Genomic DNA, 20,991 nt, shown 5'->3' with positions numbered 1-20,991 from the left:
CGAGCGGCCCACGTTGGAGTCAACGCGACCTCTTTCCCAACACCGCATGGAGAACCGCCAATGCACAACCCACATCACCAACTGCCCATCGATCGGGAGCAGACGACCACCACCGCCACCAGCGCAGCAAGGTATGACGTTGGACCGTCCAAGGGCCGGTCCAACGCGGACACGTCCGCCCCGGAGGTGGCGGAGGACCTCGGGCACCAGGGGGTGCCCGAGGAGGAGACACCCGTCGGCGCAGCCGAGCAGTCCCCGCCGCGTCTGCCGACGAAGTCACCCTGCGTCGTATAGCCCGCCGTCGTACCCGCGAGAGCGTCCAGCGCAAAGAGCGTGTCGACGTCCGCTACAGCATCGACGAGAAGACCCGGATCCTCACCCGCGCCCGCAAGCTGGGCATCGCCGCCGCCCACCTCGTCGGCGCCGTGATCATGGCCTACCTCGACGGTGACCTCACCGTGGGCCTGGCCGGGCAGCGCACCCAGCTCGACGACTGCCTCGACAAGCTCGACGCCCTGCGAGCCCAGGTCGCCCGCATCGGCAACAACGTCAACCAGATCGCCCACCGCCTCAACGCTGGAGGTGATCCACACACTGGGGACACCGCTGTCCTCGCCCAGACCGAGCGCACCCTGGACGCCGTCCGCGCCGCTATCAGCGATATCGCGCAGACCATGAACCACGCTGTCACGGCGAAGGCGGCCCGGTGATTGCCAAGATCGGCAACGGCAAGAGCACCGCCGGCCTGGTCCGGTACCTGTTCGACACGAAGAAGGCCAAGGACCACACCGACCCACACTTGGTCGCCTCCTGGGATGGCTTCGCTCCCGACCCAGGCCGCGCCGACGACTTCGACGCCACAAAGAAGCGCCTCGTGGCCGACCTCGACCTGCGGGTCAAGCAAGCCCGCCGCCTGGGCCGCGCACCCGAGCGGCACGTGTGGCACTGCTCGATACGTGCCGCCCCCGGCGACCGGCACCTCACCGACGCCGAGTGGGCGGACATCGCACGCCGCATTGTGGCGGCCACCGGCATCGCGCCCGAAGGCGACCCGGACGGGTGCCGCTGGGTCGCCGTGCGCCACGCCGACGACCACATCCACATCGCCGCCACCAAGGTCCGAGGCGACCTGCGCACCGCCCGCCACTGGAACGACTACCTGACCGCGGACAAGGAACTCGCGGCCATCGAGAAGGAATACGGCCTGAAGCGGGTGGTGCGCGGCGACCGCACCGCCGCCCAGCGCCCAACCCGCACCGAAGCGGAAAAGGCCCGCCGCGCCGGCACGACCCAGACCTCCCGCGAACGCCTGCGCACCACCGTCCGCCAGTTGGTGTCCCTCGCCACCAGCCCAGAGGAGTTCCTCCACCTGCTCGACGGCGTTGAGGGTGTCCTTGTCGACGTCCAGCACTTTCCCTCCGGTGACGTGCGCGGGTACAAGGTCGCCATCGAAGGCGACACCAACGCCGCCGGCGAGCCGATCTGGTTCTCGGGCGCCAAACTCGCCCCCGATCTGTCCTTCCCCAAAATCCGCGAACGCCTTACCGCCATCGATGCCCCGCCTGCAGCGGAGCCGGGCCGCCGACGCAGGCCCAACCCGTGGCACCAGGCCACGGCAGCAGCCGAGCGCATCCCCCACCACCTCGACCACGGCGACGACGAAGCCGCCCAGGCCCACGTCGCGGCCCTCGGCGAAGCCATCGACGTCCTGCCGCTGCTCGCCCCCAGCCACCTGCGGCCACATCTGCAGCAGGCCGCCATCGCCTTCGAGCGCGCCACCCGCTCCCGCATCCGCGCCCAGCAGGACCAGGCCCGCGCCCTGCGGGGTGCCGTCCGAGCCCTGCGCACCGCGCCGGTCACCGGCGACGGCACCGGGCTGGCGATGTTCCTCGACATCGCCGTCCTCATCGTCATGGCCACAGCCCGCTGGCACCAAGCCCGCCGGCACGACCAGCAGGTCGCCGCCGCCCACCAGACCCTGGCCCATCTCCAGACTGCCTACCGACAGGCTGCTGCCGGGCCGCTGGCCGCTCTGGCTCAGCACCAACCACCGGCACGCGCCATGGAACGGCACGCCCAGCGGATCCTCGAAATCCTGCCCGACCACGCCCAACAGGTCCTCGACGACCCTGCCTGGCCCGCACTGGCCGCGGTCCTCACCGAAGCCGAGAACGCCGGCCACGACCTCGAGCAACTCCTCCAGCACGCCGCACGCCAGCGCACCCTCGACGACGCCCGCTCCACCGCCAGGACCCTCACCTGGCGCGTCCAACGCCTCGTCGCCCGGCAGGCTCCCAGCACCCGAGCACGGGCTGCCCAAGCCCGCACCAGCGTTGCAGCCCGACCGGCGCAGCCTGGCCAGACACCATCGAGCCCGTCACAGCCTGGCCTGGCGGCACCTGCTCGACACCGGTGATGCCGTCAGCGGGCGCGGAGGTACCTGTCGCGTCCACCCTCAGCTTTCCCACACCGAGGGAACAGCGTCACCGCACCGTATTGACCAAAGGCTCCAGCAGCTCCAGCGCCTCCTGCCAGCGGAAGCGGTCCGCCGCGCCGCCGGCCCTCGGCCGGTGCGGTTCGCAGGATCCGATCAGGACACCCATCCCCCTCAGCCGGTCCAGACTCTGCTGGTAGGCGGGGTGGGCGGCCTGGGCGGAGTTCAGGTAGGGCAGTGCCACGGTCGGGATGCCCATGCCGTACGCCTCGCACAGGATGCCCAGGGCGAGGGTGTCGGAGATCCCGGCGGCCCACTTGTTGATCGTGTTGAAGGTGGCGGGAGCCACGGCGATCGCGTCCGCCGGGGGCAGTGGGCGCGGGTCTCCCGGTGAACGCCAGGCGGAGCGGATCGGGTAGCCGGTCTGTGCCTCGATCGCCGTAGCGTCGATGAAGCCAAATCCCTGCGGTGTGGCGATGACGCCGACATCCCAGTTCGCCTCCTGGGCGGCCGTGATCAGCTTGCCGACGTCACGGGCCACGCCTGCCGCGCACACGACGACGTACAGGAAGGGGTTCTTGTCCGGGGCAGTCGGTTCGGTCACGCGGGGACTCCAAGTTGGCGGCTGAAGTGGTGCAGTTCCGGCAGGGTACGTCGGCGGTCGCGGGCGGCCATATCGGCGACCAGGTTGCGGACGTCGGGGCGGCGGATGTCCTGGGCGGCGCAGGTCTCGGCGATCCTCAGGGCTTGGTAGCCGTCGGCCAGGCGGCCCTGCTGGCTGTAGGCGCGGGCCGCTTCGACCCATAGTGCGGCCCGGCGTTCGGGGACCGGGATGTGCCGGCGCATGAGGGGCCTGGCCGCCTGAAGGGCGAGGCCGGCGTCGCCGAAGGCCACCAGGGCGCTCAGCTCGTGCAGGGCGACATTGGTCGGGCTAAAGGTGGCCCAGGCGTCGGGCCGGTCGAGAGTGACATAACGCGAGACTTCTTTCGCCTCGGTTAGGAATTCCTTCGTGGCCGCACGATCACCACGACTGCTGGCCGCGGTCACACCTCGCAGGAGCAGCAGTCCCACGGCGGCAAGGTACTTCGGTGAACGCCGGTCGTAGGAGCCGGTGAGCTGGTCAGCGGTGTGCCGGACCAGCGTGACTGCCTCCGTGGCGTGCTTCTCACGGACCAGAACGTGGGCCTGGACACGGACGCTGGAGGCGAGGACCACCGGATCGCCCGAGCATTCGGCCTCGGCCATCGCCCGGCCGACGGCGAGCCATGCGTTGCCTTGGTCGTGCTGCTTGAGCAGCAGGCTCGTCGTCGTCTGGTACGCCGTGGCCAGGAGCCGGGACACCGTGTCCCCGTCCGTCGCATCACCGGCCGCCAGTCGCAGGTCGGCAATCAGGCTCGGGAGGGTGCGCTCCAACTCCGTGTATTGGCAGGTGTGGAAGAGCCTCAGTGCTGATCCGACGCGTTCGTACAGGACTGCCGTGTCCTGTGGGCCACCGGTGCCCGCGGGACCGGGCCCGGGCAGGAGTGCCTGGACGAGGGCGGTGTGCGAGGCCGAAGAGCCGGCCGGGGCCGCGAGCGCTGCGATGCTTGCGGTGAGGAAGGTGCGGCGATGCATGTCGTCAGCTTCTTGATCGGCGGCGGAGACGTCCTGAGATGGGGAAAGGCCCACCTCATGAGGTGGAATGTTCAGTTCCTGCGCAATGGCACGTAGTACGCGGATGTCCTCCGTGCCGCGACCGCTCTCCAGACGGCTCACCTTGGACTGGTGATACCCGAGCGCTGCGGCCACGTCGTGCTGTGAACGCCGCTGTAACACCCGTGCCCGACGGATCCGTTCTGCGATCCGTCTCGCTTCCCCATATGCATCGGCCATCTGCCACGGCTCCCTCCGCCGTCGCTGATCCTGCCTGATCAATCGAGCATAGATCAGACCTAGTTGACGGTGATGCAGCTCCTGCATAAGTCATGCAGCGCCCGCGTCAGGGTTCCCCACTCACGGCGACGGACTGGTTGCTTGTTGTGGCCCTACCTACACCGGGAGGCCGCTCATGGAAGCGCACCAGCTCGCTCTCTCCCTACCCGCGACGCCCGCCGCAGCAAGAGAGGCCCGACACCAGGCCGTGGACGCGATAGCGGGCTGGGGCTCGGGGCTGGGCGCTGAGGTGGTGCACGCAGCCGAACTGCTGGTCAGCGAGCTCGTCACCAACGCGGTCCAGTACGCCGGCACCGGATCCGTCTCGCTCGTGGTCTGTCTCGACGAGGCCGTCCTGCGGATCGAGGTCTGCGACACGAGCCCGGTGCTACCCCACCCGGCTCTGCCCGACGCGGAGCGCGAGGGCGGCCGGGGCCTGTTCCTCGTCGCCGCTCTCGCCGACCGGTACCACGCCGAACCGACCGAGAAGGGCAAGCGCTGCTGGGCCGAGATCGACCTGCCCAGCAAACCCAGCCAGGAAGTCGCCTGCTTCCTTCCCCTCCAGAGGAGTTGATGATGACGACCACCCACGCCCCCAGCGTTGCCGCCGAGGTGATCGCCGTACGCCCTGGCCCGCCGCTTGCCGGCACCGTGAGCGTCGACGGCTCCAAGAACGCCGCTCTGCCGCTTCTGGCCGCTGCGGCGGCCTTCGGTCGCCCGGTCCGATTGAGCAACGTGCCGGACAGCACGGACGTCCAAATCATGCTTGTTCTGCTGCAACAGGCGGGCTGGCATGTCGCGCAGCCCGTCGGAGAACCGACCACGTATGTGGTGCTGCCGACGGAGGCATCTGGGGGGTTGCCCGTTCTGGCGCAGGCAGCCCAGATCCGAGCCTCGTACTACCTCGTCCCTGCTCTGCTGGCGCGTTACGGCCAGGCACAGCTGCCCTGGCCGGGTGGCTGCCGGATCGGTGCGCGCGGGATGGAGCTGCACTTCAAGGTGTACGAGGCATTCGGCGACCGGAGTCGGCAGAACAGCTCCGGTTACGGCATCGAGGCACTAACCTCTCACACCGGCACCATCTCCATCGCACTGCCGTTCCGCTCTCGCGGTGCGACCGTGGCCGCGACACTGCGCGCCCTCACAACCGGCCGCCCCTTACGGCTGGGCCAGCCCAACCTCTCGCCCGAAGTCCTGAGCGTGCTCGACGCCCTGAGTTCGGTGGGCTGGGAGACGCGCGCCGGCGAACATGTACTCACCGTCTCACCGCCCTCCTCGTCGCCGACTGCTCCCGCTGCCTGGACGGTGCCCGGAGACAAGATCGAGGCAGCCACGCTGGCCTGCGCGATCGCCGCGACACGCGGTACTGCCCGTATCAATGGCGTGCAGGGCAAGGACGTAGGCGCGTTCGTGGCTGCCCTTCATCAGCTCGGCATCCCCGTGGACGCGGAGCCGGATGGCCTTACCGTCCGCGCCCAGGAGGCAGCCCCCATTGGCCGTCCCCTGCGGGCCATCGCATCCCTGAGCCCGGCCGGCTTGGACGCCGACTTTGAACCACCGCTCATGCCACTGGCCCTCGGACTGCCCGGTACACATCTGTTCGCCGACGCCATCAATCCCGGCCGCCACGGCAACCTGTTGCCGCAGCTGACCCGCCTGGGCGCCGAGATCGAGGAGATCTCCCCCACCGAATGCCGCCTGACCGGACCCCAGCAGCTGACGGGCGCGGGCGTCGAAGCCTCCGACATCCGCACCGGGTCCGCCCTCATGGTCGCCGGCCTCACGGCCCGAGGCGTCACCACCATCGGCGGCCTCGACCAGTTGCGCCGCGGCCACGCAGACCTGTCCGGCAAGCTGCGCACCCTGGGCGCCGACATCTGCGAGGTCACCCCATGACCACCGACAGCCGGAACCTGCGCCAGATCGTCGCCACGACGGACGTCCACTCCTCCTTCCACAACGCCACGCCGTTCTTGACCCACCTCCACGCGCTGCGCCCGACCTCGCTCATCGTGGACTGCGGCGACTTCTTCGAAGGCAGCGGGTATTACCGCCTCGCTGGCGGCACGATCGAGCGGGAGATCCTGCTCGGGCTGTACGACGTGCTGGCCCCTGGCAACCACGGCTGGCCCCACCACTTCGAACCCGACCTTCACCGGCGCACTGTCTGCGCCAACGCCGTCGACGCCGACACCGGCGACGCTCTGTTCCGCCGCCTGTACATCGCCGACATCGATGGACGGTGCGTCGGCGTAACCGCTGTGATCGGTCGGCAAGCCTTCCACGCGATCCCGGCCGCCCAGCGAGCTGGCCACTGCGTCACCGATCCCCTCCAAGCCCTGCGCGAGGTCATTCTCGCCCACCACCACGAGGTGGACAGCTGGGTCCTGCTCAGCCACTCCGGCTTCGACGAAGACCGGGAAGTCGCGGCGGCCTGCCCCTTTCTCGACGTGGTCTTCGCAGGGCACTGCCACAGCAATCAGTACGGGCCGGTCCGAGTCGACGGCGCCCTGGTCGTCAAGGGCCGGGAACTCGCAGGCGGCTATGCCATCGCCATGCCCGTGGGTACGGGGTGGGGTGCGGGCACCACATCCTTCCCGGATCGGGCCCCGAGCGTCGTTCCGACGGAACTTGCGAAGCTGCGCTCACGCATCGAAGACGTCAAGCAACAGCTGGCCGACGTCCTCGGCCCGATCAGTCCCGCCTACCGTCACCAGGCCCTCGATCAGCGCAGCCTGCTCCTGGACCTCACTGCCCGCCTGCGTACGGGGCTCGGCGCAGACGCGGTCATCCTCAACGAGACGGCGCTACGCGCCGTACCCCTCGGCGGCAACCTCACCCAGGGCGACATGCTCTCCATCGAGCCGTTCGGTAACCAGCTGGTGCACGCCCACGTGCCGGATCCAGCACGAAGCGACCTCCCCAGCTGGCTGTCACATCTGACCACCCAGACCGGACCGCTCGTCACCGCCCCCGACCCCTTGCCGGACGCCATCACCACCGTGCTGACCACCGACTACCTCGCCGACACCTACCTCGGCGAGCGCACGCACGAGGCCGGCCTGCGCCTGGACCAGGCCGTCCAGCACGTCCTCACCGCTCCCGACACCGCGGAAGGCGACAGGTAATGATCCTCACCGGCCCGGAGATCACCGCTGCCGCTCACGACGGCCGCCTCCGTATCACCCCGTTCGCCACCGACCAGGTCAACCCCAACAGCTACAACGTGCGTCTGGGCCCCACCCTGATCACCTACACGGGCCCAGTCTTGGATGCCCACTGGCCCAACCCCACCCGCGAAACCACCATCGGCCCGGACGGGCACATCCTCCAGCCGGGCGAGCTCTACCTCGGCCACACCCTCGAAGAGGTCGGCTCCGACACCTTCGTGCCGCTGCTGTTCGGCCGCTCCTCCGTCGGACGTCTCGGCCTGTTCGTCGAGATCACCGCCCCCATCGGCGACATCGGCTTCCACGGCCAGTGGACGCTCATGCTCACCCCGATCCGACCGCTGCGCGTGTACGCCGGCATGAAGATCGGACAGATCATGTTCTTCGTCTCCACCGGCGCCGTGGACCCCTACCGCGGCAAATACCAGGCCGCGACAGGACCGCAGCCCTCCGCCTACTGGCGAGACCTCGCCCGGCTCCAGGTGGTGACATCGTGATCCTCACCGGCCCCGCCATCGCCGCCGCCGTCCAGGCCGGCGAGATCACCATCGAGCCGTACGAGCCCAGCCGCGTCTCCCCCAACGCCTACGACTGGCGCCTCGGCAACACCATCCGCGTCTGCGACGGCGACCTCGACGCCGCGATGCCCACCACCTTCACCGAGCAGTCCATCCCCGACGCCGGCCTAGTGCTGCGCCCTGGCCTGCTGTACCTGGGCATCACGCTGGAGCGGACCGGTTCGGAGACATACGCGCAGTTGCTGAACGGCGACCGCACCACCGGATCCCTGGGCATCTGGGTCCACGTGTCGGCTCCGCTCGGACACCAGGGCCATGCGATCCGGTGGACGCTGGAGATCCGCGCCGCCCGACCGGTGCGCGTGTATCCGGGCATGACCTTCGGCAAGCTTGTCTTCCTCACCACCTTCGGCGCACCGGCCAGCTACCAGCAGCAGCCCGCAAAGTACGCGACCACGGAAGGCATCGATATCTCGCGCCTTTACGAGGAGATCGACGGAGGAGTGCGGTGAACGCTCGCTCGGCCACCGGCCCGATGGCCGCCACCTTCCTGGACCTCCCCGTCGGAAGCCCCGGCGGCAGCGTCGAGCTCTTCCTCGACCTCTACACCGGCCAGCAGCCTCTCATCCCGGCCCGCGCCTTCATGCTCGCGCCACCTGGTCACGGTCCCCGACCGCCCGTCGGCCTCAACCTGCTCCCCGTGGCAGGCAAATGCCTGGAAGGAACGGCCTTCAGCCGCTACGTCTCCACCCTGCGTAGAGCACTTACAGCCACGCTCGATCCCACACGGATCGACGTACTCCACTTGCAGCACCTCGCGTTCGGCGCCACCCCAGCCCTCATCCGCGCCCTACCCGCACACCCCCGGATCGCCCTCGTCCACGGCACGGACCTGCTCTTCGCCGAGACCCACCGAGACCAGCTCCAAGTGCTGCGCGAGACAGCCAGGACCGCCGACGCCATCGTGGTCCCCACCAACGCAATGGCCGACCGCCTCCTCAAGCTCGCCCCCCAGATCGAACGGCGCAAGATCACCCACATCGCCTGGGGCATCCCCGACCACCTGCTCACCGACCCGCCCGCCCGGCCGGCAGGCACCTCCACCAGCCACCTGCGGCTCCTGTGCGCAGGGCGCCTGACCGCCGAAAAGGGCGCGGAAATCCTGATCAAGAGCCTGGCTCCGGTGCCCGGTGTCGAGCTGAGCATCGCCGCGCCCAGAGCCCAGTTCCATGCCCTGGCCCCGCTGCTGCAGCGGGCAGGCGTACGAGTGCGCTACCTCGGCTGGCTCCGCCGCCCACAGCTGTGGAAAGCCTTCACCGAACACGATGTACTGGTCATGCCGTCCACCACCCTGGAGGCCATGGGGCTGGTCGCGTTGGAAGCCCAGACATGCGGACTACCCGTCCTCTACCAGCCCGTCCCTGGCCTCAGCGAAGCGCTCGCCGCTTCCGCCATGGCCACCGACTTCACCCACTCCGCCACACTCGCGCGGGACCTCGATCGGCTAAGAAAGACACGTGGGCTACTGAGCGCCCTGCGAGAGACGGGCTATGCAAACGCGGCACGCTATCCCCTCTCGGCGACCGCACGATTGCTGACCGACCTCGGCCAGCAGCTCACTTGAACCGACCGCCAGACGACCCGACACGTCACCACCTGAACCGCTCCGCGAACGTCACTACGCTGGCCGACGGGACACCCCGGTGAAGAGGGAGACCATGACGTACGACCGCGACCGCATCGAAGCCCTGCTCGACCAGGGAGTCCGCGACAAGGTGTACCCGGGCGCCGTGTGGGCCCTCGGCGACGCCACCGGCATCCTCGCCCAGGGCACCACCGGCGTCCTCGACCCCAACGAGCCGGAGGTGCCGATGCGCACCGACACCGTCTTCGACGCCGCCAGCCTCACCAAGATCCTGGCCGTCTGGTCCTCCATCGGCGCCTTGTGGGAGGACGGAACCCTCGACCTCGACCAGCCGCTCGGCACCTTCTGGCCCGAAGTCGCCGGCCACCCACTCGGCACCGTCACCACCCAACAGTTGCTGACGCACACCGCCGGTGTCCCGCTGCGAGCCCAACTCAAAAACCTCTACGGCACCGACCCCCAGGAGGTCCGCCGAGGCGTCCTCCACGAACAACTCCATCGGGCACCCGCAGAGGCCGTCGAGTACACCGACCGGGCCGCCCTCATCCTGGGGTACCTCGCCGAACACCTCTCCGGACAGCCCCTGCACCAACTGGTCACCACCCGCACTTGGATTCCACTGGGCATGGCCTCCACCCGCTTCGGCCCCCTGCCTGCCGACCTCGCCGCCCGCTGCGCGCCCACCGAACTCGAACAGGCCACCGACACTCATCTCAAGGGAGTCGCACACGACTTCTCTGCCCGCCTCCTTGGAGGCGTCTGCGGCATCGCGGGCGTCTTCACCGTCCTCGACGACCTTGCGACCTTCCTTCGGTACATGCTCGCCCCTGCCGCTTCCCAGTTCCACGCTGGCTTCGGGACCGAGTGGATCACCCGCTCCCTGACGATTCAGACGGGACAGCTGCAGCCTGCTCGTGGCCTGTTCTGGCACCCCGCCCCCGGCACCACCACCGACGAGGACACCTGGGTCCACTACGGCTTCACCGGCACAGGCATGTGGATCTCCCCCACCGGGGGCCGCTGGGCAGTGCTCCTGACCAACAAGCTTTACTACACAAGGGATCGTGGGCCATTGACCGAGGTTCGCAACACCTTCCGTGAACTCGCCTTCAATTGATGTGTCAAGAAGGACCCCAGGCCCCATCCAACGTCCACCACCCGGTGTTGAGCGCAACGCTGCCCACCCACCCGCTAGACGGCTGGCCTTATTCGGACAGCGATCACCGCCGGTATACGAAGGTAAGCGGACACACAGTGCGATGCAGCTGAGGCCGACGAGCGCTGCCAATGCGACAGAGATGCCAGAATCGACTCGGGTAGCTTACGCATTTCGTCCGGTTTAGCGTGAAATGTACCTCTCTTCAGGTAGGGGTGATGTCAGTGCCATAGGGAAGACTCTGGATGTGGGGGAGGGAGACTCATGACTGACCAGCAAAATGGCTCTGACCAGCGCATACCCGCTCCGAATGGTTGCCGATGGTGTGGGCTTGAGGCGCGGGAGCATGCGCAGCGCTGGAAGCCTCCGGTGGGCTGGCACAAGTGGGAACCGCCGACATTGGCACAGCGCAAGGAACGCATGCTCGCACGGCGGCGGCGCCGCAGCGGTACGAGTGAGACCAGGTCAGCGCTACGCGTTCTTACCCTGCGGCCAGCTTTCTGATCTCGCCGAAGATCTCCCGCAGCTGTGCGGGTACCTGATCAGGGCTGGTGAGCGTGCTCACCAGCCCGAACATCATGTCGGGTTTGCCGCTGGGCCCGTTCGGGCTGTCATTGCGGAGCATGTTCAGCACTTCCTTACTGAACTTCTTGCCGCGCTGAGCGGTGAAATCGTCCGTGGTCCACGGTTCGCCGCCCTTCGGCCAGAGTTCGTTGGCGGTCGCGGCCCACAGATCGTCCGGGAACAGTTCCTCCAGCTCATTGAAGGCGTCCGGCTCGCCCACGAAACGGACAACGTCGCTGAAAGCACTGCCGAAGAACTGCTGAAGTCGGCCTTCCTTGAAGAGCCCCTTGGGCAAGGTGCGGCTATCGGCGTCCACCATGAGCATCACGGAGCGACCATGCGCGACCAGATAGTGAGCAAGGTGCAGGGCCCCCTCATTGTTGAAGCACGCCCACAAGGCGATGCCGGCCGACTGGAGAGACTGGCCCTCCGACAGCCGGAACAGCATGGGGATCACCCGCTGTTCGGTGTCGCCCTCGACGGCCAGAAAACAACGCTCATGCAGTAGAACGGAGTTTCGAAGACCGACCGCCGCGGCTATGCGCCCCAGGTGTATGTCGATGCCGTCGTGGGTGTCTGCCCCCAGCCGCTCGATCACCGTCCGTCCGCGTTCCAGTCGCAGATGCACGACGTCGGCGATGTCGACACCGTCGATGAGGTTCATGGAGTGGGTGGCGACGATTACGTTCACATGGGGCAGCGCGCTCTGGTCACGGATGAGCTGCATGATCTTGCGCTGGTGCCCGTAGTCAAGGTGCGTGTCCGGCTCGTCGTAGATCACGATCGTCTGTACCGGAGGCGGGACATCTTCGGCGGCCTCAGGGGCACCTGAGGAGTCGACGTCGGCGAACTCCTCGCGCGTGAGCAGCTGGCTGTTCCACTCCCAGATCGCCAGGGAGATACGTCGTGCACTACCTAGGCCGGAACGATCCAGGCCAACGGTCTCACCCTTCGTACGGGCGATTCGCAGCGGCGCACCCCGGAAACCGTGAGTGAACGAGACTACAGGCTCGACATCAACGTCTGTGAGGTCGTCACAACGACTCTGAATGTGCTCGCACAGAGACCGGGCATCGTCCTGAAGTCGCTCTTTGATCCCGGCTTCGATCGACTGCAACTGGCCCTCAAGCGTGGGGTCCGCCATATGGGCCTGGTAGCGGCCCATCAGCGCGGTCTTCACCGCAGCGTCGGGATCGGCCGACTTCCCGTCGAACGGCATCAGCCGGGGCATGCGGCGCTCCATCTCCTTCGGAGCAGGAACCCAACCCGACGTTGAGGCGTGAGCCATGCCGTACCTGCAGAGGGCTGGCTCGATGTCGCCGCGTTTTATGGATGACAGCTCAGGGAGCAACTGCTTGGCGAGGGCTCTCACCTCGTTGAGGGACAGTTTGGAAGGGTCACGCAGTTGTTCGTCGTCCGCGAGCGGCGCCCAGCACTCAAGGACGGGGTCCTCACCGTTGACGGCGCGCCGCCGTACGCGCAACTCCCCGTTCGGGAAGCCGAACGTTTCCAACTCCCAAGAGTCGAGGGTGAACTGCCCCTCCACCCATGTGGTCGAACACCGCAGGAGAGGCGCCGAGTCATCGACGTCCACGCCATTCGAAGCGCCGAGCTCGTACGTACGATCGTCCTCGGTCAACTGCTCATTGCCCACAAGGAACGCCAGCGCGGCAAGCACCGCGCTCTTACCGCCGTCGTTCTGGCCCGCGAGGATGGTAGGTGTACTGACCGGAATGTCACGGACGTCCTTGAGGGATCGGAATCCGCACACGGTGAAGCTGTGCAGGTGCACCGTTCTCAGCCGCTCCGTTCCCTAGCGCCTCGGGGCAGACGCAAGCCACCAGGGGCGCCTCGCCCCAGACATTGACCTGGGCAACAGCCAACCCAGGCGCATCATCTTATGTCTTGTGGAGATTGCCTGCTGGTGCCGTGAACGGATCTGACCGATTCAGACCGACACCAAGCGAAGCCTGCCCACCTCGGGCTCAACGTCACGGGTGACGGGACCTCTGCTGCGCCCCGGACCCTCACCGCGTCCTCACCCTGTTCCACACCTCCATAGTCAGGATGGACGTCCGGTTTGCGCTATAACCGGCCATCGTCCGCTGTGAGCTGCCGTCCCCTTCGCCTGCCCTGGCACTTCACAGACGAGTAAGTGCCGGTATCCCCGACCAGTCCGTCCTCATCCCTTCCAACCTGTGCAAAGGCTCCTGGCGGAGCGCCGCAGAGCGTACTGCCGCCAAACCGTTCGACACCTCAGCAACCAGCCCTTTCGGTCGTGCATGGCGCCGGAGCGTGAAACAGATCCGGTCATATTGCCCGGAGCTCGTTGTTGCGCCCCTGGTCGACCCTCATCCTGGAACGTTCGTCAGCGGCCGAGAGGAGAACGGTGAAGGACCCGCGACGCCACGCGAGTGACCCCGACGTCATCGGGCAAACAGCAGGGTTGATCAGCTTCCTGCGCGACATGGTCCACAGCAGCCATCAGCGACAGCGTGACGACCGCAGCCGTGAGCACCTATGGCTTGCCAAGCTGCCGGATCCTGTCCGCAGGCCGGCACCGCGCCCTGACGGCGTACTGCTGACGCTCGACCACGTGCCACAAAGTGCGCCGCCCGATCTGCCCGACTCGCTCGACGGCTGGGTGGAGCCGACCCACTGCCTGGATCCCGACGGAGGTGACCCGCCCCTTGCCGAGGAGGGGCCGGGGACCGAGCTGGTTCGTGTCGCAGACGCGAAGGAGCGGCCGGCTGAGGAAGGCACCGTGCGCCGTGAAGAGGCCGGTGACGTCCTGCGGGCCTACGGGGCCTGGCTGGATCGCTGGCGCCGCTGGGCGACACGGGAACGCAGCGAACGACCGCTTCGTGAGCTGTACGACCGGATGTATGCGTGGCACCAGAAACTAGCTCGGGAGGACGACCAGACGGAACTCGTCCTCGGCATTGGCCTCTTGACCTGGCTCGGCCCGGACGGGGACGTGGTGCACCGCCATCTGTTCACCCAGCGGGTGGAGACGTCGATCGACCGACGCACGGCGCGGCTGACGGTCAGGCTGTCGTCGGAGAGCGCCCTGCGTCTCGAGGATCAGGACTTCCTGGACAGCGACGACGGATGGGTACGCGAGCGCGGGGCTGCTCTCTCGGAAGAGAGCGCCGCACGGGGGATGGATCCGCTCGGGCCCGAGGCGCTGGAGCAGTTGGCGCAGTGGCAGGAACGGGCGACCACCCGCCCCATAGGCTTCAGCGCGGCGTGGGAGCCGCCCCGCGCGCCCGAACCGGGGGCACGTCTCACCTACGCGCCTGCCCTGGTCATGCGCCCACGCAACCTCAACTCCCTCCTGCGGTTCTATGACCAGATCGCGGAGACGGTGGCCTCGGAAGGCCGGGCACCGCTCGGCCTGGCCCAGATGGCCATGACGATCGAGACCGCCGACCGTTCCACCTGGGACGGGGACCAGAGGGTGCCGCTCTTCGGCGACGATCCGCTCTTCCCGGGCAAGACGAACGCTCAGCAGCGCAGTGTGCTGGGGCGCCTAGAGCAGGACACCGGTGTTGTAGTGCAGGGGCCACCGGGGACGGGCAAGACCCACACGATCGCCAACCTTGTCTCCGCGCTGCTCGCACAGGGTCAGCGGGTACTCGTCACCAGCGCCCGCGACCAGCCGCTCACCGTGTTGCGGGACAAACTTCCCTCATCCGTGCGTGACCTGTGCGTTCTGCTGCTCAGCTCCACTCGCCACAACGGCGAGGACGAACTGGAACGAACCATCAACGCGCTCACCGACCAGGTGGCCGCAAGTGATCCCGACGAACTGCGCGCCGAGATCCGCCGTCTCACCGGCGAACGGGACGAGGTGCGAGGTCGCATCGAGACGCTCACGGAGCAGGTGATCTCGCTGCGGGAGGCCGAGTACCGGCATCGGAGCGTGGCACCGGGATACGCGGGAACGCTCGCTGAGATCGTGGAGCGGGTCCAGGCCGGCGCCGAAGAGTTCAGCTGGATCGGCCGTCTCCCGGACACCGCCGAGGAGGCCCCTCCGCTGACCTCCGAACAGGCCCACGAACTGCTCGTCCTGCTGCGTGACGGCGCTGGTGAACCGCGTGCTAGCGGCGCCCTTCCTCTACCTGACGAGCTTCCTTCGGCCCGGCACATTGCGGACGTCTTCGCGGCCAGCCACCTCAGCGACGAGGGCCTATCCACAGAGGTTGTCGAGATCCGGAACGTACTCGCCCACCTCGACGCGTCCGTGACCTCCGAACTGGCGTCGCTACTCGATACCTGCGCGACTGCCCTTCATCACCTCGGGATGCCTGCCGACGCCACGCGCTGGAATCCCGGTTCCTGGATAACCCGGGCGCTGACAGACCGGCTCTCCCGCTCCGACCTCGGGCTATGGCAGCGTGTGTCAGCCGTCACCGACGACGTCCACAAGGTCGCGCAGGACGTCGATGCGCTGGGTCTGCGCCTGGTCACCGTGCCGGGGGACCTGACCGCCCAGGATGCGGCCCGACTGACAACCGCCGGCACGGCGCTCCGGGACCACCTGGCCGCGGGCAAGGCCCTTCGGTCCCGGTTCCCGGGCAAGGCGCAGAAGAACGCCCGGGACCTGCTGAGCTCCTGCACCGTCGATGGCCGTTCGCCGCGGACGGCCGAGGATCTGGACGCCGTGCTGACGCACCTCCGGGCGTATTCCGCGCTCGCCGGTGCGGCCACGCGCTGGCAACAGGTGAGCGCCGATCTCCCGCAGGGAGACGTGGAGGTTCGGCTGGCCGAACTGACGGAACGGGCAGCGTGCCTTGAGCACATACAGGCATTCGGCTCAGCTCGGGACAGCGCCGACGCGCTTCTCGTACGTCACGGCGTGCGGCTGACGATCGCCTCCTGCCAGGCATGGCAGGATTTCAACGCCGGGACCGCCGCGCTCCGTGGCCGACGGGCCGCTGACGAGGCGATGACCCAGCTGTCTGCCTTGGACGAATTCCTGCGTACGCCCGTCAACGGCATGCAACCGGCTGCGGAGTCCATGGCCCTGGTGCAGGCTCTCCGTGATCAGGACGTGGAGGCTTATGCCGAGTCTCTGGAGGCATTGGCCGCCGCGCACCACCGGGAGCACCGCATACATCGGTGCACCGAGTTGCTGGGTGCCCTGCGCGCTGGCCACTCCCTGCTCGCAGCCCGCCTCGTCGACAGCGCCGACGATCCCCTGTGGGAGAAGCGGCTGGGCTCCCTGGAACGGGCGTGGGCGTGGGCGAAGGCGTCTCGCTTCCTGGAGAGGCAGCGCACGCCCGGTTTGGAGCGCAAGCTCGAAGGTGACCTGAGCGAGCACGAAGACCGGCTGGAGCAGGTAACTGGTGAGCTGGCTGCGGCTTGGGGCCGGTTGCACTGCCTGGTGCGGATGACGCAGGAACAACGCTCGGCACTCCAGGCGTACCGGACGCACATGGCGTCCCTCGGCAAGGGGAAGGGCAAGAACACGGGCCTCTTCAGAGCCGCGGCACGCGATGCGATGTCTGTGGCCCAGGACGCGGTGCCTGCCTGGGTTATGCCCATCCCCCAGGTCGCCGAGATGGTGCAGGCCAGGCGGGACGCCTTCGACGTCGTCATCGTGGACGAGGCCAGCCAGGCGGGCATGGACGCGCTGTTCCTCCTGTGGCTGGCTCCCCGCGTGATCGTCGTCGGCGACGACAAACAGTGCGCGCCCGCCCTCACGCGCAACGGCCGCCACCAGGCCATCCAGGACAAGCTGGCCGCCCATCTGCCGGACATGCCCAGCAGGCTGCGCCAGCTCTACACGCCGCACACCAACCTGTACCAGCTGCTGTCCACCTTCTTCCCGCAGGTGATCCGCCTCGAAGAGCACTTCCGCTGTGTGCCCGAAATCATCAACTGGTCTTCCAGCACCTTCTACAACAACAAACTCCTGCCCCTGCGGCAGTACGGCGCCGAACGGCTGGACCCGTTGCGCACCCATTTCGTGGAGGGCGCCGTGGTCGTGGGCCGCGACACCCGTGTGCGCAACCCCAAGGAGGCCGAGGCGATCGTCGACTGCCTGGCCCGCCTGACCGAGGACCCCGCCTACCAGGACAAGACCATGGGCGTGATCGTCCTCCAGAGCTTCGGACAGATCAAGCTTCTGGAGGCCCTCATCGAGCAGCGGCTGCCTGCCACCGTGCGCGAGCAGCACCGGATTCGCGTAGGCAACGCCGCCTCGTTCCAGGGAGACGAACGCCACGTCATCCTGCTGTCCATGGTCGTGACCGACCCGCCCCGGGCAGCAGGCGGGAACAAGAGCGAACAGCAGGCTTATAACGTCGCCGCCAGCCGGGCCCAGGATCAGATGTGGCTCTTCTACTCGGTTCCGCCGGACCGTCTCAAGCCGCACGACCTGCGGCTCAACCTTCTGACGTACATGGAGAACCCGCCCGCGGCACTGGAGGCCGCCGACGACATCGGACCGGTGCTACCGGACGTCCGCAGGGCCCCCTTCGACTCGCTCTTCGAACAGCAGGTGTATCTGAAGATCAAGGAGCGGGACTACCACGTGATCCCGCAGTTCCCAGCCGGGAGCAAGCGCATCGACCTGGTGGTCGTCGGGGCTCGCGGCCGTCTCGCCGTCGAATGCGACGGTGACGCCTTCCACCACGCCACTCGACGGCAGATCGAGAATGACCAGCGGCGGGACCGCGAACTGAAGCGCGTGGGCTGGGAGTTCTGGCGGGTGAAGGAGAGCGAATTCCGCTTCGACCCCGATGCGGCGCTCGATGGCCTGTGGCAGGAACTGGACCGCCAGGGGATCCGGCCCGCCAACTACACACAGCCCACTACAGCCAGCCGGCCGACCGGCTCCCACTCCGAGTGGAAGCCGCTCGACCTCTCCTCGGACGACGAAGTCACCGATGACGAGGACACCGGGGACGAACAGACCGACGACGACACCACGGAGTACGCCGCATGACGCACGAGACCGTTCTGGGCCCGCTCGACGGCAACACCTTGAAGGAACTGGCCCGCGTCATCTGCGGCGACGACCACCTCTACTACCGCAGAGGGTTCGAGATCGCCCACTTCCTGGAGAACGCCGGATGGCACAAGGTGCCGGAGTACGACGGCGAGTACCGAGGCGAGTGGACACTTCAACTGCTGATGGAACGTCGTGAGAACCCCGCCGAACTGGAGAAGGTGCTTCTGAGACTCGCGGATGCTCGCGAGTACCTCGGAGAACCCGAGGTGCTGCCTGCCGTCATCAACGCGGTCAACAGCTTCCTGGTCCACGAAGGCTTCCGTCTGGAAAACCCTGGCGGCCGGCCCAGGGTCGTCGTCTGCGACCCAGCCATGGCGCATCCGGGCCATCAGGCCCCGATAGAGCTCAAGGCCACCATGGCCGAGATCATCCGTGAACCGCAGATGGCCGCGCTGCTTCAACGTCGCCTGGACGAAGCCCGCACCTGTTTTTCCAACGGCGCTCACGTGGCGGCCATCATCATGTTGGGCAGCTTCCTCGAAGGTGTCCTGCTCACGGTGATCGAGGAGCGCGACATCTCCCTGCTCAACAACAAGGATCCGAATTTTATCGGCCTTAAGGCCCTCATCCACATCTGCCACAGGGCGGGTTGGATCGACGTCGACATGGAACGCTTCAGCCAGACGCTTCGCGAGTACCGCAATTTTGTCCATCCACGGCGTGAGTTCCGTGAGGCGCACACTCCCGACCGCGACACCCTCACCGTGTCCTGGTACGTCGTGAACGGTGCCCTCAACGACCTCTCGGCCAGCCAGCCCAAAGCCGGCGATTAGAGCCAGCACGTACGGCAGCCGCAGGCGTGCCTGCCGGGCCACGGTGCTCAGACCAGACACGCCTGAACACAAGGGGAACAGATGAAGATCGCGGCAGAAGTACTGCGAGACCTTGCAGAGCCGTCGAACGTCTCAGTCCACTCGAACCAGGAGCTGGCCGGTGACGTGAGCGCCGCAGCGGCGGACGACGACAAGCAAAGAGAGGAGAAGGAACTCGATCGGCTGCGCCGGAAGCCTGGACTCCGCCCCATACCGGCCAGCGATCTCGGCCGGCTCGTGCAGCTGACGCCTTGGGATGTGCTGCACTCCTTTGGACGGGCCATCACCCTGGCACGGCGCGGAGCCGGACGTGGCCTCGCCGAGCACTGGGGTTCCCTGAAGTACAACCAGGCTCTGACCGGGGACTCGGACTCCTTCATGGCTCTGTCCACCGAGGGCAAGGAGACCGCGGACTACTACAAGGCGCTTCAATCTGGAGAACTCGGTACCGGTTTCGCGCTGGCTCTCGCTACACGACTCCTGAGCAGGCGCTATCCCAACCACTTTGTCTCGATCGTGCCAGCTGACACAGCTCTGCGCGCAGGGTGGGCCCTGACCAGCAGGGACTCCGGCCCGAAGTCGGGGTACCGATACCGCCCGCAGTTCTTTGCCGAGGTATGGAGGCCCGGCGAGCCCTCGCGCGTCTTCCCGATTGCATGCAAGGGGAACCACAGCGGGCTCTCCGCCTCTCACACCCAGCTCGCCTCGGCCTCCGCCCACGTCGAGGCAGTGCACGTCGGAGCGTGGGACGAGACACCGTGCCTGGTATTCAGTACAGAACTCCCACTCGACGGCCCTCTGAGGGTCCACGTCCTGGAGGCGGACGGAGAAGGAGGTTGGCTGGACACCCCGTCTTGCGTCCTTGACCACGCATTGGAGGATGAGAACGTCTATCCCGGCATCCAGCCGCCTGCGCAAGGCGACAAGCGCGCTGAGCCGGAACCCGGTTTTCACGTGAGTCCCGACCTCTACGGGTGGTTCCAACACACACTCGCGCGTACGGCCGCAGCCGGTCTTACCGCCTTCGCCGGGGACGCAAGGGCCACCGCCCCGTACCTGACGAAACGACAAGGACAGCGGCACTTCGCTGGCATTACGCACGCAGCGACAGACAGCGTCCAGGACGCACGGCACCGTTTCTTCGGCATCGACTTCGTCGGCACAGACCACGTATTTCGGCTTAATAGGAAGCGTGTCGAGGCGTTCTCCGGTGTAGCGGAGGACCTCTTCCGCCATCTTGAGGAGGGCAGGGTGGAGCAGTACCGGCGGGACATCTACGCGCGCCGGTCCAGCTGGCCACGCGACACCTGGGCTCTGCGCTGGAACGGTCCCATCTCCATACATCCCGACGGTTCCGTGCTGGCTATGCGCCTACTGCGCGAGTGATCCGCGTTATGCGTATGAGAGCAGGCGACTCTCGAGAGAAAGCCGACCGCAGGAAGAGTGCAGCATTCCGAACACTGTGCCCGCCCCTTCACGGCCACAGAGTGGGTCTGCATCGCGCTCACCAAACCGAGGCTCAACCTCCATGCCGCCAGATTGGTGCCTGAGGAACACATCTAGCACACATGGGGCCGGGGAACACCGTGAACACGTGAGAACTACGGAGCAGCGATTTCCCAGGTCGGCACCCTGTGGTCATCATTTCCGCAGGTCACAGCCCCGCCCAGGGAAAACTCCTAAAGCGGGTGTCGCAGGTTCGAATCCTGCCGGGGGCACAAGGGAAAAGAGCACCTACGGATCTCCGTGGGTGCTCTTTG

General features: G+C 67.3%; 14 protein-coding genes, 1 tRNA gene and 1 pseudogene. 13 read left to right on the top strand and 3 right to left on the bottom strand.

The annotated features are described in order from the left end of the window. Nucleotides 1–60 precede the first annotated feature (60 nt). Nucleotides 61–710: pseudogene (locus ACZ7EC_RS19570) on the top strand (MobC family plasmid mobilization relaxosome protein). After that, nucleotides 707–2,416, top strand: a complete 1,710-nt coding sequence (locus ACZ7EC_RS19565; protein ID WP_471064090.1) for a relaxase/mobilization nuclease domain-containing protein — start codon at nt 707–709, stop codon at nt 2,414–2,416. Before ACZ7EC_RS19570 ends, ACZ7EC_RS19565 begins: the two are co-directional and overlap by 4 nt. A 67-nt stretch (nt 2,417–2,483) precedes the next feature. Here ACZ7EC_RS19565 and ACZ7EC_RS19560 read toward each other — a convergent pair whose 3' ends face one another. After that, nucleotides 2,484–3,038, bottom strand: coding sequence for a flavoprotein (locus ACZ7EC_RS19560; RefSeq protein WP_471064088.1), 555 nt, complete (start codon nt 3,036–3,038; stop codon nt 2,484–2,486). Further along, nucleotides 3,035–4,306 carry a helix-turn-helix domain-containing protein gene (locus ACZ7EC_RS19555; RefSeq protein WP_471064087.1) on the bottom strand — a complete coding sequence of 424 codons (1,272 nt, stop codon included), beginning with the start codon at nt 4,304–4,306 and terminating at the stop codon, nt 3,035–3,037. Before ACZ7EC_RS19555 ends, ACZ7EC_RS19560 begins: the two co-directional genes overlap by 4 nt. Before the next feature lie 175 nt (nt 4,307–4,481). Here ACZ7EC_RS19555 and ACZ7EC_RS19550 point away from each other — a divergent pair, with 175 nt between their 5' ends. The 7 genes from ACZ7EC_RS19550 to ACZ7EC_RS19520 all read left to right on the top strand — a co-directional run bounded on the left by ACZ7EC_RS19550 (nt 4,482) and on the right by ACZ7EC_RS19520 (nt 10,795). Beyond that, nucleotides 4,482–4,919, top strand: coding sequence for an ATP-binding protein (locus ACZ7EC_RS19550; protein ID WP_471064085.1), 438 nt, complete (start codon nt 4,482–4,484; stop codon nt 4,917–4,919). 2 nt (nt 4,920–4,921) lie between these two features. Then, entirely contained in the window at nt 4,922–6,241 is a 1,320-nt protein-coding gene (locus tag ACZ7EC_RS19545) for a UDP-N-acetylglucosamine 1-carboxyvinyltransferase (protein ID WP_471064084.1), read from the top strand. Further along, complete coding sequence (locus tag ACZ7EC_RS19540) at nt 6,238–7,473, top strand: bifunctional UDP-sugar hydrolase/5'-nucleotidase (protein ID WP_471064082.1); 1,236 nt, start codon at nt 6,238–6,240, stop codon at nt 7,471–7,473. The genes ACZ7EC_RS19545 and ACZ7EC_RS19540 overlap by 4 nt, the downstream gene beginning before the upstream one ends. Continuing rightward, nucleotides 7,473–8,012 (top strand): dCTP deaminase, encoded by a 540-nt coding sequence (gene dcd, locus ACZ7EC_RS19535; protein ID WP_471064080.1) that lies wholly within the window; start codon nt 7,473–7,475, stop codon nt 8,010–8,012. The genes ACZ7EC_RS19540 and dcd overlap by 1 nt, the downstream gene beginning before the upstream one ends. Continuing rightward, the gene (locus ACZ7EC_RS19530; RefSeq protein ID WP_471064078.1) at nt 8,009–8,545 is read left to right on the top strand and encodes a dCTP deaminase; all 537 of its coding nucleotides are present in this window, start codon (nt 8,009–8,011) and stop codon (nt 8,543–8,545) included. Before dcd ends, ACZ7EC_RS19530 begins: the two co-directional genes overlap by 4 nt. Nucleotides 8,546–8,568: 23 nt before the next feature. Further along, on the top strand, nt 8,569–9,657 hold the full coding sequence (locus ACZ7EC_RS19525; RefSeq protein WP_471064266.1) for a glycosyltransferase family 4 protein: 1,089 nt from the start codon (nt 8,569–8,571) through the stop codon (nt 9,655–9,657). A 94-nt stretch (nt 9,658–9,751) separates the two neighbouring features. Further along, nucleotides 9,752–10,795, top strand: a complete 1,044-nt coding sequence (locus ACZ7EC_RS19520; protein ID WP_471064076.1) for a serine hydrolase domain-containing protein — start codon at nt 9,752–9,754, stop codon at nt 10,793–10,795. 520 nt (nt 10,796–11,315) lie between these two features. On the opposite strand, the gene ACZ7EC_RS19515 is transcribed toward ACZ7EC_RS19520, so the two are convergent. Further along, nucleotides 11,316–13,190, bottom strand: coding sequence for an ATP-dependent nuclease (locus ACZ7EC_RS19515; protein ID WP_471064074.1), 1,875 nt, complete (start codon nt 13,188–13,190; stop codon nt 11,316–11,318). A 597-nt stretch (nt 13,191–13,787) separates the two neighbouring features. Here ACZ7EC_RS19515 and ACZ7EC_RS19510 point away from each other — a divergent pair. The 4 genes from ACZ7EC_RS19510 to ACZ7EC_RS19495 all read left to right on the top strand — a co-directional run bounded on the left by ACZ7EC_RS19510 (nt 13,788) and on the right by ACZ7EC_RS19495 (nt 20,949). Continuing rightward, a complete protein-coding gene (locus ACZ7EC_RS19510) occupies nt 13,788–18,353 on the top strand; it encodes an AAA domain-containing protein (RefSeq protein ID WP_471064072.1) in 4,566 nt (1,521 codons plus the stop codon). Then, complete coding sequence (locus tag ACZ7EC_RS19505) at nt 18,350–19,192, top strand: hypothetical protein (RefSeq protein ID WP_471064071.1); 843 nt, start codon at nt 18,350–18,352, stop codon at nt 19,190–19,192. Before ACZ7EC_RS19510 ends, ACZ7EC_RS19505 begins: the two co-directional genes overlap by 4 nt. Before the next feature lie 81 nt (nt 19,193–19,273). Further along, a complete protein-coding gene (locus ACZ7EC_RS19500) occupies nt 19,274–20,617 on the top strand; it encodes a hypothetical protein (RefSeq protein WP_471064069.1) in 1,344 nt (447 codons plus the stop codon). 241 nt (nt 20,618–20,858) lie between these two features. Continuing rightward, a tRNA-OTHER gene (locus ACZ7EC_RS19495) sits at nt 20,859–20,949 on the top strand. The last annotated feature ends 42 nt before the right edge of the window (nt 20,950–20,991 follow it).

The sequence above is a fragment of the Streptomyces sp. NPDC037203 genome, from assembly GCF_055605065.1.
This window is presented reverse-complemented; position numbering and strand designations above follow the sequence as displayed.